This is a genomic window from Comamonas sp. AG1104 (assembly GCF_003350425.1).
Classification (GTDB): Bacteria; Pseudomonadota; Gammaproteobacteria; order Burkholderiales; family Burkholderiaceae_C; genus Comamonas; species Comamonas testosteroni.
The window spans coordinates 341,110-355,871 of sequence record NZ_QQAS01000004.1; the positions used below are offsets into that span (position 1 = coordinate 341,110).

The 14,762-nt window shown below is 63.5% G+C and carries 12 protein-coding genes; 5 read left to right on the forward strand and 7 right to left on the reverse strand.

The genetic code is table 11. From position 1 onward, the window contains the following. Entirely contained in the window at window positions 1-1,650 is a 1,650-nt protein-coding gene (locus DFO48_RS13400; RefSeq protein ID WP_114863697.1) for an acyl-CoA dehydrogenase family protein, read from the reverse strand. Between the two features lie 85 nt (window positions 1,651-1,735). Further along, window positions 1,736-2,980: a branched-chain amino acid ABC transporter substrate-binding protein gene (locus tag DFO48_RS13405; RefSeq protein ID WP_114863698.1), complete on the reverse strand. Its 1,245-nt coding sequence runs from the start codon at window positions 2,978-2,980 to the stop codon at window positions 1,736-1,738. A 168-nt stretch (window positions 2,981-3,148) separates the two neighbouring features. Here DFO48_RS13405 and DFO48_RS13410 point away from each other — a divergent pair, with 168 nt between their 5' ends. After that, entirely contained in the window at window positions 3,149-3,742 is a 594-nt protein-coding gene (locus DFO48_RS13410; RefSeq protein WP_114863699.1) for a TetR/AcrR family transcriptional regulator, read from the forward strand. 65 nt (window positions 3,743-3,807) lie between these two features. On the opposite strand, the gene DFO48_RS13415 is transcribed toward DFO48_RS13410, so the two are convergent. Beyond that, a complete protein-coding gene (locus DFO48_RS13415) occupies window positions 3,808-6,744 on the reverse strand; it encodes a DNA topoisomerase III (RefSeq protein ID WP_114863700.1) in 2,937 nt (978 codons plus the stop codon). 117 nt (window positions 6,745-6,861) lie between these two features. Between DFO48_RS13415 and DFO48_RS13420 the strand changes: the two genes are divergently transcribed. The 3 genes from DFO48_RS13420 (at window position 6,862) to DFO48_RS13430 (ending at window position 9,338) form a co-directional block, all read left to right on the forward strand. Continuing rightward, complete coding sequence (locus tag DFO48_RS13420; RefSeq protein WP_003072148.1) at window positions 6,862-7,368, forward strand: SET domain-containing protein; 507 nt, start codon at window positions 6,862-6,864, stop codon at window positions 7,366-7,368. A gap of 144 nt (window positions 7,369-7,512) precedes the next feature. Next, window positions 7,513-8,343, forward strand: a complete 831-nt coding sequence (locus tag DFO48_RS13425) for a biotin--[acetyl-CoA-carboxylase] ligase (protein WP_003072150.1) — start codon at window positions 7,513-7,515, stop codon at window positions 8,341-8,343. Between the two features lie 164 nt (window positions 8,344-8,507). Further along, window positions 8,508-9,338, forward strand: coding sequence for an SPOR domain-containing protein (locus tag DFO48_RS13430; RefSeq protein ID WP_114863701.1), 831 nt, complete (start codon window positions 8,508-8,510; stop codon window positions 9,336-9,338). A gap of 90 nt (window positions 9,339-9,428) precedes the next feature. Here DFO48_RS13430 and DFO48_RS13435 read toward each other — a convergent pair whose 3' ends face one another. From DFO48_RS13435 to DFO48_RS13450, 4 genes are all read right to left on the reverse strand, one after another. Then, window positions 9,429-10,406, reverse strand: a complete 978-nt coding sequence (locus DFO48_RS13435) for a tripartite tricarboxylate transporter substrate binding protein (protein WP_003064761.1) — start codon at window positions 10,404-10,406, stop codon at window positions 9,429-9,431. Window positions 10,407-10,626: 220 nt separating this feature from the next. Next, window positions 10,627-12,069, reverse strand: coding sequence for a sensor histidine kinase (locus DFO48_RS13440; protein ID WP_003072153.1), 1,443 nt, complete (start codon window positions 12,067-12,069; stop codon window positions 10,627-10,629). Between the two features lie 91 nt (window positions 12,070-12,160). Then, a complete protein-coding gene (locus DFO48_RS13445; protein WP_003060046.1) occupies window positions 12,161-12,838 on the reverse strand; it encodes a response regulator transcription factor in 678 nt (225 codons plus the stop codon). A gap of 109 nt (window positions 12,839-12,947) precedes the next feature. After that, window positions 12,948-13,439, reverse strand: a complete 492-nt coding sequence (locus DFO48_RS13450; protein WP_003072156.1) for a MarR family winged helix-turn-helix transcriptional regulator — start codon at window positions 13,437-13,439, stop codon at window positions 12,948-12,950. Between the two features lie 138 nt (window positions 13,440-13,577). Here DFO48_RS13450 and recA point away from each other — a divergent pair, with 138 nt between their 5' ends. Next, window positions 13,578-14,687, forward strand: a complete 1,110-nt coding sequence (gene recA, locus DFO48_RS13455) for a recombinase RecA (RefSeq protein WP_003072158.1) — start codon at window positions 13,578-13,580, stop codon at window positions 14,685-14,687. Window positions 14,688-14,762 lie beyond the last annotated feature (75 nt).

Sequence of the window (14,762 nt, forward strand, 5' to 3'; positions counted from 1 at the left end):
TCAGCCGGCCCAGGCATTACGCAGCAGGGCGGCCGGGTCGCTGCTGGCGCAGGCAACACCGGCCACCGGGCCCCAGTCCGGATCGAAGCGGCTGCCGATGAAGGCCGAGGCACTGTCGCTGCCCGCATGCTGCAGCATCAGTGTGGCTTGTACCGTGATGGCCAGGCGCTGGGTGAAGCGGCGTGCCTCGCGCTCCAGATCCTGAGGCGGCAGCATGATGGCTTGGCGCAGCTTGTCCACCTGCGCACGCAGCACGGCCTCTTCTGAGCCGACTTCACGCAGATGGTCCAGCAGCAGATGGGCGTCGTCGGGGTTGCGGGCAATGGCGCGCAGCACATCCAGACACATGACGTTGCCCGACCCCTCCCAGATGGAGTTGACGGGGGCTTCGCGGAACAAGCGCCCCATGGGGCCGGTCTCCACATAGCCGTTGCCGCCGAAGACTTCCATGGCTTCGCCGGTGTAGCCCACGGCACGCTTGCAGTTCCAGAACTTGGCGGCAGGCGTGACGATGCGGCGCCAGGCCTGATCCAGCGGGTCTTCGGAGCCAAAGCGTGCGGCCAGATCCATGGCCAGCCAGGTGGCGGCTTCGGATTCCAGTGCCATATCGGCCAGCAGGCCGGTCATCACCGGCTGTTCGGCCAGCGGCAGGCCGAAGGCATGGCGGTTGCGCGTGTAGTGCAGGGCCTGCACCAGGGCCTGGCGCATGAAACCTGCACTGGACAGCGCGCAGTCCAGACGGGTGTAGGTGGCCATTTCGATGATGGTGGAAATGCCCCGGCCTTCCTGGCCGATGAGCACGCCCCAGGCGTTGTCGAACTCTACTTCGCTGCTGCTGTTGGAGCGGTTGCCCACCTTGTCCTTGAGCCGCTGGATGTGAATGGCGTTCTTGCTGCCGTCGGGCCGCCAGCGTGGCACGAAAAAGCAGGTGGGGCCCCGCTCCTCGGTCTTGGCCAGCACCAGATGCCCGTCGCACATGGGGGCTGAGAAGAACCATTTGTGGCCGGTGATCAGGTATTCCTCGCCCCAGGGGCCGCTGCTGCCCGACGGGTTCAGGGCCACGGCACGAGTGGTGTTGCTGCGCACATCGCTGCCGCCCTGGCGCTCCGTCATGCCCATTCCCACGGTGATGGAGCGCTTGCCCTCGGTGGGAATGTCGCGTGCGTCATAGTCGGTGGATTCCAGCAGTGGCCCCAGCGTCGCGTTGAGCTGGGGGTTGATGCGCACCAGCGGAATGCTGGCCTTGGTCATGGTCGTCGGACAGGTCGAGCCGGACTCGATCTGGCTGTGCATGAACAGCGATGCGCCATAGGCGGCCCAGGCCGTCTGCCGCTGGTCGGTGAAGGGCAGGTTGGAGATGCCGTTGCGCCGTGCAATCGTCATCATCTGGTGCCATGCGGGGTGAAAGCGCACCTGGTCGATACGGTCGCCTGAGGGCGAATGCGTGTGCAGCTCGGGCTCGAAGTGGTTGGCTTCTTCTGCGGCGCGCAGCGTGGCTTCGGCGCCATATTCCGCGCCCTGGCGTTGCAGCTCCGGGTCGCGCCACTGTGCGCCGCCGCGTGTCACGGCACGCTGCAGCACCGGGTCGCAGGTGTAGACGTTGTAGTCCTTGAGCTCTGGAGCCTGGTTATGGGGATGGATGCCAGTCATGATGTCTCTTCCTTCTGAGGTGGGTGGCCCTGTTCGCAGAGGGGCTCAGGGCGTTGTGATTTCTAGGAGGCGCCAGGCAGGCGCTTCAGGAGGGCCGCTTCATAGTGCAGCTGGTGTCCAGGCTGGATGCCTGTGCGGAAACCGTGCTGACGGGCTTCCATCCCAGGCCCGTTCCTTCCTGGTCATGCACCACGGTCTTGCCGTCCACTTTTTCCCAGCTCAGCACATGGATGGGTTGCTGGGCCTGGTGGTCGCTCTTGCGCATTTCCACGGGGCCGTTGATGCCCTCGAAGCGCATGCCCGACATCCTGGCCGCGACGGCGCCAGGTTCCACGGACTTGGCCTCGCGCATGGCCTGGGCCAGCATCAGCATGGCGTTGTGGCCCAGGCCGTTGATGAAGTCCTCGTTGAACTGGCGCTTGAAGCCCGGCAGCAGCGGGCTGCTCATCAGCGGCTCAGAGTTGGGGCTGAAGGCCGAGATCAGCTTGACCCGGCCTTGCCCTGCCGCACCCATGGCGCTGGGCACCCCGAAGTTGTTGCCGTTGAGGGTGTAGAAGTCCGTGTTCAGACCCGCTTCGCGCGCAGCCCGCACGATCAGTGCCAGATCGGCACCGAAGTCCGCAGTGATGACGGCATCGGCCCCGGATTGCTTGATCTTGGCGATATACGGCGAGTAATCCTTGACCTGTCCGAGAGGGTGGAAGTCATCGCCCACGATCTTCAGGTCGGGGCGCTTGGCCGCCAGCATGCTGCGTGCGGCGCGCGAGACTTCCTGGCCGTAGGCATAGTTGGGGTTGAGCAAAAAGACCTGCTTCACCTGCTTTTGCCCGGCCAGGTAGGAGGTCAGCGCGGCCACCTTCATGTCCGAATTCGCATCGGTGCGAAAGTGCCAGTAGCTGCACCTGGCATTGGTCATCTGCGGCGCCTGGGCTGCATAGTTCAGGTAGATGATTTCCTTGCCGGGGTTGCGGCTGTTGTGCTTTTCTATGGCCTCCTGCAGTGCCAGGCCCACGGCCGAGGAGCTGGCACCCTGCACCACATAGCGGATGTTCTGTCCGATGATGGAGTTGAGCTGGCTCAGCGCCTCCTGTGCGGAGAGGCGGTTGTCGAAGGGCACGACCTCGAACTTCACGGCACCGGCCCAGCCTTGCTCGTTGGCAAGCTTGGCGCTGTACTGGAAGCTCTTGAGCACATTCAGGCCCAGCCCCGCCATGGGGCCGCTCATGGCATCCAGCGAGGCAATCTTCACCACCGTGGCCGGCTGCGCGTGAACGAGTGATGCGCAGGCCAGAGCCACTGCCGCCAAGGGAGTGGAAATACGAGGGTGCATGCTTGTCTCCGTCTTCTCATAAGAATTTTTTATTCACCAGGCCGCAATGCACAATGGCATCGAAGTACCTGTCAAAAATTCTAGGAAACCGTGCAAAAAAGGTGTTCGGATTTGGCCAGCATGAAACCACGCACTCCTTCGACCGCGACAGCAGGGCGTCGCCGCCCTTTGCAGTCCCGTGCGCGGCAGACGTTTCAGGCCCTGCAGGACGCCTTTGTTCGGCTTTTGCTTGAGCGCACTTACGCGGAAATCACCGTGCGCGAGATCGTCCTGGTGGCGGGCACCGGGCTGGGCAGCTTCTACGAGTACTTCTCGGGCAAGGAAGACCTGGCCAAGGTTTGCCTGCATCTGCGCTCCAAGTCACTGCTGCTGGGAATTCGCGGCGTGACCGCAAGCCATTCGGGCCAGCCGCTGATGCAGATTACCGAGGCGGTGATCGAGTCACAGCTGCAGGCGCACCGTGAGCGGGCAGATGAATGGGGTGCCCACTATCTGCTGGAGCGCCACTACTCCACTTCCGAGGCCTACCGAAAGATGTTCGAGCGCTTTGTGGATGCCTGGGCCGCAGCCATGGAGCAGGCCGTCGATCTGCCCCCGGACTACCCGGTGCGCGATGCTGCACGGGTGAGTCAGTGCATTCTGTACGGCCTGTTCAATCACAGCTATCTGGCCGCCGATGCACCGCCGGATCTGGACTTGCTGCGCCAGCGCGCCAACACGGCCATATCCGGCTATCTGAACGCCTTGCGCTGCGCTGCCTGAAATGAAAAAGACCGCCAGCGGCAAGCCGTGGCGGTCTTGGTTGGTCATTGCGGCAGGGCTGGCGATCAGCTCACATGCTTGCCCACAATGCCGGCCAGCTCGAACATGCTGATCTGCTCCTTGCCGAACACCGGCTTGAGCTTGGCGTCGGCGTTGATGGCGCGCTTGTCCTTGGCGTCCTGCAGGCCGTTGGCCTTGATGTAGTCCCAGAGCTTCTTGATCACGTCGGGGCGCGAGGTGGGCTCGCTGCCGATCACGGCGGCCAGGTCGGCGCTGGGCTTGAGCGTGGCGCTCACGGTGCGGGGCTTCTTCACCGCAGCGGTCTTGGTCGTCGCCTTGGTCGCTGTCTTGGCGGCGGTCTTCTTGGCTGCTGCGCCTGTCTTCTTGGCGGCAGCCGTCGTGGTCTTGGCCGCTGCAGCGCCCGCCGTCTTGCGTGCCGGGTATTTGCCTTCGCGCTGCTCGAACTCGAAGTTCACCTTGCCCGCAGCACCATCCCAGACCAGGAAGGCCTTGAAGTTGCGGCGCGTGCGGTTGGAGACGAACTTCTCCAGCAGATCGGTCTTGCCGGTCTGCAGCAGCTTGCTCATCTGCTCGCGCTCGATGGGCTGCTGCAGGATGATCTGGCCGCTCTTGAAGTCGCAGCTGGGCGTGGTCTGGGCCAGCGTGGGCACGGCCTTGGAGCAGACATAGTTGGCGCCATGCTCGAAGACGGGCGAGCCGCACTTGGGACAGGGGCCCAGGCTTTGCTGGTGGGCAAAGTCCACGATCTCGCCCGTGTCCTCGGAGTCCTTGTCGTCGCCGAAGTCGAATTCCAGCTTGAAGTTGCTGTTTTCCTCGTCACGCACGATGGCGACCTCGGCCACAAACGGCCAGCCGGCCTTGGAGCGGAAGCCTTCCAGCGGGCCGATGCGGCGCTCGCGCAGCAGCTGCTCGGCTTCGGCCGTCTCGAAGGTGCGCCCGGCCGGCGACTTGGTGAACGAGAAGCCGCAGCCTTCGCTGGCGCCATTGGCGCCCGTGCAGGCGTAGCGGCGGTAGTTTTCCTTGACTACGCCGCCGCAGTTGGGGCAGGGCGTGGAGAGCGTCGCGTAGTCACCGGGAATGGTGTCGCGGTCGTATTCCTTGGCCTTCTTGACCAGCTTCTCGGTCATGGCCTGGATCTGCTGCATGAAGGCTTCGCGGGAGAGCTGGCCTTTTTCCATCTGCGACAGCTTGAATTCCCATTCGCCGGTCAGGTCGGCGCGGCACAGTTCCTCGACTTCCAGACCGCGCAGCAGCGTCATCAGCTGGAAGGCCTTGGCCGTGGGGATCAGCTCGCGGCCTTCGCGCAGCATGTACTTTTCCGTCAGCAGGCCTTCGATGATGGCCGCGCGCGTGGCTGGCGTGCCCAGGCCTTTTTCCTGCATGGCTTCACGCAGCTCGTCGTCGTCGATCTGCTTGCCGGCGCTTTCCATGGCCCCCAGCAGCGTGGCTTCGGAGTAGCGTGCCGGCGGCTTGGTCTTGAGGCCCTTGACATCGGCGTGGTGCGTGCGCGGCTGCTCGCCGGGCTGCACGGCCACCAGGGGCTGGCCCTTGTCGCCTTCCTTGGCGTCCTCCACCTCGTTGGCGGCTTCCTTGCCATAGATGGCCAGCCAGCCCGGCTTGACCAGCACCTTGCCCTCGGTCTTGAAGCTGTGCTGCTCCACCTTGCTGATGCGCGTGGTGACCTGGTATTCGGCGCTGGGGAAGAACACCGCCATGAAGCGGCGCACGACCAGGTCGTACAGCTTCTGTTCGGCTTCCGACAGGCCGGAAGGGGCCTGTGTGGTCGGGATGATGGCAAAGTGATCCGACACCTTGCTGTTGTCGAAAACGCGCTTGGTGGGGCGGATGTAGTTGTCGTTGATGGCCTGCTGGGCAAAGGGTGCCAGATGGCGCATGCCGCTGGTGGCCAGCATGTCGAAGGTCTGCTTGGCGACGGGCAGATAGTCTTCGGGCAGGGCGCGCGAGTCGGTACGCGGGTAGGTCAGGGCCTTGTGGCGTTCGTACAGGCTTTGCGCCAGCGCCAGCGTGGTCTTGGCCGAGAAGCCGAACTTGCCGTTGGCCTCGCGCTGCAGGCTGGTCAGGTCGAACAGCAGGGGCGATGCCTGCGTGGTGGGCTTGCTCTCTTCGGTGACGGTGGCCGGCTTGCCTTGCACGGCGGCGGCAATCGCTTCGGCATCGGCCTTGTTCCACAGGCGGTCGGCCTTGGCCTCGGCATCGTCCGACTTCTTCCACTGCGGGTTGAACCACTTGCCCAGGTACTGGCCGGCCTGGGCGTCGAAAGTGCCGTGCACTTCCCAGTAGTCGCGGCTGACGAATTTGCGGATCTTTTCCTCGCGCTCCACCACCAGGGAGAGGGTGGGCGTCTGCACGCGGCCCACGGTGGTCAGGAAGAAGCCGCCGTCGCGCGAGTTGAAGGCCGTCATGGCGCGCGTGCCGTTGATGCCCACCAGCCAGTCGGCTTCGGAGCGGCTGCGCGCGGCGCTGGCCAGGCCTTGCATCTGGGCATCGCTGCGCAGATTGTTGAAGCCGTCGCGAATCGCCTGCGGCGTCATGGATTGCAGCCACAGGCGCTTGACTGGTTTGCCCAGGCCGCCCTTTGCGCCGCCCGCGTATTGCTCGATCAGGCGGAAGATCAGCTCACCTTCGCGGCCCGCGTCACAGGCGTTGATGAGTTCGGTCACGTCCTTGCGCTTGGCCTGCTTGACCACGGCGTTCAGGCGGGTCTTGGTCTTGTCCACGGGCTTGAGATCAAAGCGCGGGGGAATGACCGGCAGATTGGCAAAACTCCATTTGCCGCGCTTGACATCGAATTCTTCGGGCGCCTGAATTTCCACCAGGTGGCCGACCGCACTGGTCACCACATAGCTGTCGGATTCGAAATAGTCATCGTGTTTTTCGAACTTGCCTGCCACCGGGGTCAGCGCACGGACGATGTCCTGTGCGACAGAAGGCTTCTCTGCAATCACCAGGGTTTTAGTCATTGTGTGTTCTCGTCGTCATTAACCACCTGAACCCGAATCAAAACTCAGGCTCATACAATTCGCTTCTCACGCGCGCGCATGCGCACATGTGTGCATATTCAAAGTATCAGAGAAAACATGCCCCGCACATCACTGGCCTCTTCAACGGGTCGCCGCATCCAGACCCGGCGCTCTGGCGTTCATGGCAAAGGCGTTTTCGCCGCGCAGGATATTGCGGAAGGCGAAACCATTATTGAGTACGTGGGTGAAGTGATTGACTGGCAGGAGGCGCAGGACCGTCATCCGCATGATCCCAGCCAGCCCAATCACACTTTTTACTTTCAGGTCGATGATGAGCGGGTGATAGATGCCACGCACAAGGGCAATTCTTCGCGCTGGATCAACCACAGCTGCGCGCCCAACTGCTACACCGACGAGATCGACGGTCGCGTCTATATCGTGGCGCTGCGCAATATTGCAGCGGGCGAGGAACTGAACTACGACTATGGCCTGATGGTGGAGGAGCGCTATACGGCCAAGCTCAAGGCTGAATATGCCTGCTACTGCGGCGCTGCGAACTGCCGCGGCACCATGCTGGCGCCGAAAAGGGGCTGGAAACCTCCGATGCCCCAAGGCTCCCCCTGAGCGGCTTTGCCACTTCCCCCTCTCTGCTTCGCGTAGGAGGACGACAGCCTTGCTGCGGGACGGCCCTTGCTTGGCGCCTCTGGTGTGGGTCGCGTCAGTTTTTGACTTGCGTTGCGCCAGTTTTTAGATTTGGATAGATAAAAAATGACTCAGCCGATTCACTGGAATGCCGAAGCCTTGTGGGAAGCCATTGCACCGCAGTTGCCGGGCTTTACGGTCGAGGTGCTGCCGACCATCGATTCCTCAAATACCGAAATCATGCGCCGCGCGCGCGACGGGCTGACGGACCCGGTGCTGTTGATTGCCGAGCAGCAGACCCAGGGCCGAGGCCGCCTGGGCCGCAACTGGGTCAGCGGCGTCGGTGATTCGCTGATGTTCTCGCTGGGCCTGCCGCTGGCACCGCGCGACTGGTCGGGGCTGTCATTGGCGGTGGGCGTGAGCGTGGCCGAGAGCCTGCAGCCCCAGCTTCCTGCAGCGGGGGCTGCGCCCAGGATCGGCATCAAATGGCCCAACGATCTGTGGCTGGAAGGCGACCGCAAGCTGGCCGGCATTCTGATCGAGACCGCCAGCTTTGTCGGCGGCCAGCAGCACGATATGACAGCGCCGCGCTATGTGGTGATCGGTATCGGCATCAATGTACGTCCGCGTCCCGGTGACGGCATGCGCACGGCCCCGGCCTGCCTGCAGGAACTCGATGCCGCACTGGATGCGCCCACGGCCCTGGCCTGCATATTGCCCAACCTGGTGGCCGAGGTGCAGAGCTTTGCCCTGCATGGCTTTGCTCCGCTGATGCAGCGTTTTGCCCAGCGCGATCTGCTGGCTGGACGCGAGGTGAATCTGAGCGACGGCACGAGCGGCATGGCTCAGGGTGTGGCTGCCGATGGCGGCTTCCTGGTGCGTACCGCGACCGGGCTGCAAGCCGTGACCAGTTCCGAAATCAGCGTGCGTCCGGCTGGCAGCCCGCTGCAGGCTTGAAATGAAGCACCTCCTGAGGCGCTTTGCGCCTTCCTCCTCTCTCTACGCGCTGCGCGCTAGGGGAGAAGGACGCAGCCCTCGCTGCGGGGCGGCGGGGCCGCCCAGGCCCTTGCCCGGCTGCCCGCGAGCGGCTGCAGCCCATGGATAACTGATGTGAGAAACCTATGCTGAGAATCGTTTTTCTGCTCCTGGTACTGGGCAATGCCGGCTACTACCTGTGGAGCCACGGCTATCTGGCCGGCATGGGACTGGCGCCGGAGTTGCAGTCCGAGCCGCAGCGCCTTCAGGAGCAGATCAGACCGGATGCCCTGGAGCTGCAACAGCCCGAAGCGGCGCAAGCTCCGGCCGTTGAACCCGCAAAGACTTCGGAGCCTGAAGCGCCTGCGGTGGACGACAGCGCGCCGCCCGCCGCTCCCGAAAGCAAGTCGGATGGCAAGCCTGAAGCTGCAACCGTCGCGGCCAGGGAAACCAAGGACGCCAAGGACACCAAGGATGCCAAGGATGCCAAGGATGCCAAGGATGCCAAGACCGCCATCAAGGAGCCTGAGGCCTGCTATCAGGCCAACGGCATCGAAGAGGCGCAGGCCGACAGCATTCGCCGTGCGCTGGCGGGCAAGTCCAAGAGCGATTGGGAGCTGGTGGCCAGCCATCAGGGGGGGCGCTGGATGGTCTATATGGGCAAGTTCCCAGACGCCGAGTTCATGGACCGCAAGCGCGGCGAGCTGCGCCTGATGAATATCGACTTCGACCGCGCCGGCGGCAGCTTCGAGCCCGGTCTGTCGCTGGGGCGTTTTTCGACGGAAGAAGCCGCCCAGCGGCAACTGGCCACTTTCGCGCGCCAGGGCGTGCGCACGGCGCGCGTGGTGCAGGAGCGCCCCGATGTGACGACCTATGCGCTGCGCCTGCCCAAGGCCACACCGACCTTGCGCAACGAAGTGGCCGCGCTGGCCGGCAAGAACTTGGTACCCAAGGCCTTGCAGGCCTGTGCCAAGTAATTTTCGTAGCTGCTATCGCAAGAAAGGCCTGCATTTGCAGGCCTTTTGCATTGGAAAACCAGTTGCGACAAGCGTAACCAGCTCCTGTTTTTAGTCCAGATGAATATTGGCAACAGCGGCCAGTTTCTTCATCTTGGCCACTTCGCTGGCGATCTGCTTGGTGAAGTCGGCGCTCGATGTGCCCGAGGGGTACAGGCCTTGAGCAGCCATGCGCTGCTTGACGGCGGGATCCTTGAGTGCGGCAATGATGGCTTTTTGCACACGTTCCACTTGTGCGGCGGGCGTGTTCTTGGGGGCCACCAGGCCAAACCAGGAAGGCTCGTTCAGATCGGGGTGACCGGCCTGCGCATAGGTCTGCACATCGGGCAGCACGTCCAGGCGTTCATGCCAGGACACGGCCAGGGCGCGCACCTTGCCCGACTTGATATGGGGCAGGGACGAGTTCACCTGGTCGAAGTACACGGGAACCTGGTTGCCCAGCACGTCGTTGATGGCCGGAGCCGAGCCACGGTAGGGAATGTGGTGCATTTCGGTGCCCGTGCTCTTGAGGAACTGGGCGCCCCACATATGGCCGATGGTGCCGTTGCCGGGGGTGGCATAGGACACCTTGCCGGGGTTGGCCTTGAGGTAGGCCACAAACTCGGCAAAAGTCTTCACGGGAATCAGCTTGGGGTTGATCACCAGCACGCCGGGGGCCTTGACGATCTCGGTCACGCCCACGAAGTCGTTGATCGCGTCGTAAGGCAGCTTCTTGAACACGGCGGGGTTCACGCCATGGGTGGACAGCGTGGCGATACCGAAGGTCACGCCATCGGTGGCACGGGCCACTTCGGCCATGCCGATGGAGCCGCCGGCGCCGGCCTTGTTTTCAATCACCACGGCCTGGCCGCCCAGCAGCTTGATCAGCACGTCCTGCATATTGCGGGGCACCATGTCGGTAGGGCCGCCTGCGGGGAAGGGCACGACGATGCGCAGAGGACGCGATGTGTCCTGCGCCATGCTCATGCCGGAGAAAGAAGAAGCGGCTGCGGCAGCAGCGGCGGTGTAGATGAATTGACGTCGTTGCATCAAAAAGCTCCCAGGATCCAGTGATTCCAAATTGTTGTCCTGCAGAGCACAAATAGCGACTCTTCAGACAACCCATGATCGAATTGATTCTAGGGTAAGCGAGAACTTGCCAAATACGCAGTTTCCGATATCCGCATCGGGGCAAACGGGCGCAAAGCCAAGTCTGGCGCGGCTTCTGAGCCTTGGCTGGCACCGAATTGGTGCATTTCGAGCTTGCGCTTCACTGCTGTCCGGGCATGGCCTTGAAGCGCACGGTAAACAGCGCCCCCGGCGGGGTATGACCGGGCCTGGCATCTTGCAACAGCACTTGCGCGCCATGCTGACGGGCGATTTCCATGACGATGGGCAGGCCCAGACCGGAGCCGTCGGCTTCGGAGCCCAGCGCCCGGTAAAAGGGCTGGAAGATCAGTTCGCGCTCGGCCAGCGGCACGCCGGGGCCTGAGTCCTCGACCTGCAGCAGCAGAATCTGGCCGAAATGATCGGCCTGCACGCGCACGGTGACCACGCCTGGCTGTTCGCTGGTCGATGGCGTGTAGTTGATGGCGTTGTCCACCAGATTGCGCACCAGCTCGGCGAGCAACGTGGCATTGCCGTTGAGCCAGACACCGGGCGTGCTGGCGTCGGCGCCCTCGTAGCCCAGGTCGATGTGCTTGTCCATGGCGCGCGGCAGGCAGTCCTGCACCACGTCGGTGACGATGCGCACAAGGTTGCAGCCCTGCATGGCGGGCACGGCGCTCTCGGCCCGTGCCAGTGCCAGCAACTGGTTGACAGTATGGGTGGCACGCATGCTGGAGCGGCCGATCTGCGCCAGCGAGCGCTTCAGATCTTCGGTATTCGTGCCCTCGCGCTGGGCCAGGTCGGCCTGCATGCGCAGCCCCGCCAGCGGGGTCTTGAGCTGGTGGGCGGCGTCGGCCAGAAAGCGCTTTTGCGTGGCGATGGAGTCATGCAGACGCTGCAGCAGATCGTTGACCGAATCGACCAGCGGAACCACCTCCAGCGGCACATCCTTGTGGTTGATGGGCGAGAGATCCTCTGGCTTGCGCGCGCGGATGCGCTCTTCGAGCCGGTGCAGCGGCTTGATGCCGCGCGCCAGTGCCAGCCACACCAGCAGGGCGGCCAGCGGCAGGATGACGAACTGCGGCAGCATCACGCCCTTGATGATTTCCGTGGCCAGCACGCTGCGCTTTTCGCGTGTTTCCGCGACCTGCACCAGAGCGCTGGGCTCGCCGGGCAGCGGCATGCGCACCCAGATGTAGGCCACGCGCAGATCGATGCCCTTGTATTCCTCGTCGCGCAGCAGCACCGTGCCGGTGGGCGGGTCCTCGTCGATGGCGGGCGGGCGGGGCAGGTCGCGCTCGCCCGCCAGATATTCGCCCCTGGTGCCGCTGACCTGGAAGAACACCGTGTCCGATTCATCGGCGCGCAGGATCTCGCTGGCCGACTGCGGCAGATTGAACTGCACCTTGCCGCGTTGCACGATGACCAGCTGAGCCAGGGCCTGGGCGTTGTACTCCAGCGCGCGGTCGAAGGGCTTGTTGGCCAGACCCTGGGCCACCAGCCAGGTCAGCGCCAGGCTCACGGGCCAGAGCAGCAGCAGCGGCGTGAGCATCCAGTCGAGGATCTCGCCAAAGAGGGATCGCTGCTCACGCTGAAAGATCTTCATGGGTGGGGCGCTATCTCATGCAAGAGGCAGCCAGCGAGGGCCGCCCCGAAGCCAAGGCTGCCGTCCCCCTGGGGGGAAGCGGCAAAGCCGCTCAGGGGGGGGTGATTTTTTCCAGGCAGTAACCGAGGCCGCGTACGGTGGCGATGCGGATCGGACCTTTCTCGATTTTCTTGCGCAGGCGGTGGATATAGACCTCGATGGCGTTGTTGCTCACCTCTTCGCCCCATTCGCACAGGCGCTCCACCAGCTGGTCCTTGCTGACCAGACGGCCCGCGCGCTGCAGCAGCACCTCCAGCAGGCCCAGCTCGCGCGCCGACAGCTCCACCATCTTGCCGTCGATGGTGGCCACCCGGCCGGTCTGGTCATAGACCAGCGGGCCGTGCTTGATGGTGGAGCTGGCGCCGCCCATGCCGCGACGCGTGAGGGCGCGCACGCGCGCTTCCAGCTCGGACAGCGCAAACGGCTTGGCCATGTAGTCATCGGCACCATAGTCCAGGCCCTGTACGCGCTCTTCGATCGAGTCGGCGGCCGTGAGAATCAGCACCGGAAGCGCATCGCCGCGCCCACGCAGGCGCTTGAGCACTTCCAGGCCGTGCACCTTGGGCAGGCCCAGATCGAGAATCAGCAAATCGAATTCGCTGCTGGTCAGCAAGGCGGTATCGGCCTCGCTGCCATTGGCCACATGGCTGACGACGGCGCCCGAGCTGCGCAGCGTGCGCAGCAGGCCGTCTGCCAGCACCTGGTCGTCTTCGGCAATCAGTATGCGCATGTGTGTCTCCTGCTTGTTATGTGTGCCTGTTTGCACTTTTGCTGCCATTGTAGGGATGGCCCATGGCTGTTCGGGGCAATTCTCGACAGCCGCTTACAGGCGTCGAATCTCAGTAGCCTTCGGCATAGGCTTCCAGGCCCAGCGCGACCACGGTGGCCACATCCGCGCCCACGGCTTCGCGAAACTCGGCCTCGGCCTGGCTTACGGCGTCGTGAAAAGCCTGTAGCCAGGCCAGGCCCGCATCGGTGAAGCGCACGCGCCTGGCGCGCGCATCATGCGGGTCGGCCTCGCGCGTGACCAGGCCCCAGGCTTCGCACTGCGTCACCAGATCGGCCATGGCCTGCTTGGTCATGCCGGCCTTGTCGGCCAGATCGGTGAGCCGGTCGCCAGCCAGCGACAGATGGCGCGTGATGTGGATATGGGCTGCCCCCACCTTGTCGCGCGCCGCCAGATTGGACAGGGCCAGCGGCACCTCCACTGCACGCGCCATGAGCTGCAGCACGCGCGCATCGAAGCGGCGCATGGCATGGCCCAGCAGACGGCCCAGATGGGTCTGGCGCCAGGCATCGGCGGGCGGGGTGACGGGGGCGATTTCTGACATGAATAAATAGTAAGGCAAACTGACTAAATATTTAAATAAATTCGCAGTATCAGCCTCTAAACTACTGTTCAAGCATCCAGCCTGAATGCAACAACAGGGCTGGCCACAGACAGTCATTCACCTACTTCGGAGCCTGATATGAACGCCATCGCCAAGACCAACGACGCCAACAGCGAAAAAGCCAAAGCCCTGGCTGCAGCCCTGGCCCAGATCGAAAAGCAGTTCGGCAAGGGCACCATCATGAAGCTCGGTGAAGGTGAGGCTATCGAAGACATTCAGGTCGTCTCCACCGGCTCTCTGGGTCTGGACATCGCGCTGGGCGTAGGTGGTCTGCCTCGTGGCCGCGTGATTGAAATCTACGGTCCCGAATCCTCGGGCAAGACCACGCTGACGTTGCAGGTCATTGCCGAGATGCAAAAGCAGGGCGGCACCTGCGCCTTTATCGACGCCGAACATGCGCTGGACACCAGCTATGCCCAGAAGCTGGGCGTGAACCTCAGCGACGTGCTGATCAGCCAGCCCGACACCGGTGAGCAGGCCCTGGAGATCTGCGACAGTCTGGTGCGTTCGGGTGCCGTGGACCTGATCGTCATCGACTCGGTGGCCGCACTGACGCCCAAGGCCGAAATCGAAGGCGAGATGGGCGACGCCCTGCCCGGCCTGCAGGCCCGCCTGATGAGCCAGGCCCTGCGCAAGCTGACGGCCACCATCAAGAAGACCAACTGCATGGTCATCTTCATCAACCAGATCCGCATGAAGATCGGCGTGATGTTCGGTTCGCCCGAGACCACCACCGGCGGCAATGCGCTGAAGTTCTATGCCTCCGTGCGTCTGGATATCCGCCGCACCGGCACCATCAAGAAGGGCGACGAGGCCATCGGCAACGAAACCAAGGTCAAGGTCGTGAAGAACAAGGTCTCGCCCCCCTTCAAGACGGCAGAGTTCGACATTCTGTTTGGCGAAGGCATCAGCCGCGAAGGCGAGATTCTGGATATGGGCGTGAACGCCAAGATTCTGGAAAAGAGCGGTGCCTGGTATGCCTACAACGGCGAAAAAATCGGCCAGGGCCGTGACAACTCGCGTGAGTTCCTGCGCGAGAACCCCGCGCTGGCCATTGAGATCGAAAACAAGGTCCGCGAAAGCCTGGGCATCAAGCTGCTGCCCGTGGACGGTGCTGCGGCTGCCGAAGCCAAGCCTGCCAAGGGCGGCAAGGGCAAGGTGGACAAGGACGGAGTGATTGAAGGCTGATTCTTCCCCCTGAGGCGCTTGCGCCTTTCGCGAAAGGGGACGACATCCTCGCTGCGGTGCGGCCCTTGCTTGATG

Excerpts from the sequence above, each read along its gene's own strand:
- DFO48_RS13400 (WP_114863697.1), bottom strand. The coding sequence starts at position 1,650 with ATGACTGGCATCCATCCCCATAACCAGGCTCCAGAGCTCAAGGACTAC.
- DFO48_RS13405 (WP_114863698.1), bottom strand. The coding sequence starts at position 2,980 with ATGCACCCTCGTATTTCCACTCCCTTGGCGGCAGTGGCTCTGGCCTGC.
- DFO48_RS13415 (WP_114863700.1), bottom strand. The coding sequence starts at position 6,744 with ATGACTAAAACCCTGGTGATTGCAGAGAAGCCTTCTGTCGCACAGGAC.
- DFO48_RS13420 (WP_003072148.1), top strand. The coding sequence starts at position 6,862 with ATGCCCCGCACATCACTGGCCTCTTCAACGGGTCGCCGCATCCAGACC.
- DFO48_RS13425 (WP_003072150.1), top strand. The coding sequence starts at position 7,513 with ATGACTCAGCCGATTCACTGGAATGCCGAAGCCTTGTGGGAAGCCATT.
- DFO48_RS13430 (WP_114863701.1), top strand. The coding sequence starts at position 8,508 with ATGCTGAGAATCGTTTTTCTGCTCCTGGTACTGGGCAATGCCGGCTAC.
- DFO48_RS13435 (WP_003064761.1), bottom strand. The coding sequence starts at position 10,406 with ATGCAACGACGTCAATTCATCTACACCGCCGCTGCTGCCGCAGCCGCT.
- DFO48_RS13440 (WP_003072153.1), bottom strand. The coding sequence starts at position 12,069 with ATGAAGATCTTTCAGCGTGAGCAGCGATCCCTCTTTGGCGAGATCCTC.
- DFO48_RS13445 (WP_003060046.1), bottom strand. The coding sequence starts at position 12,838 with ATGCGCATACTGATTGCCGAAGACGACCAGGTGCTGGCAGACGGCCTG.
- DFO48_RS13450 (WP_003072156.1), bottom strand. The coding sequence starts at position 13,439 with ATGTCAGAAATCGCCCCCGTCACCCCGCCCGCCGATGCCTGGCGCCAG.
- recA (WP_003072158.1), top strand. The coding sequence starts at position 13,578 with ATGAACGCCATCGCCAAGACCAACGACGCCAACAGCGAAAAAGCCAAA.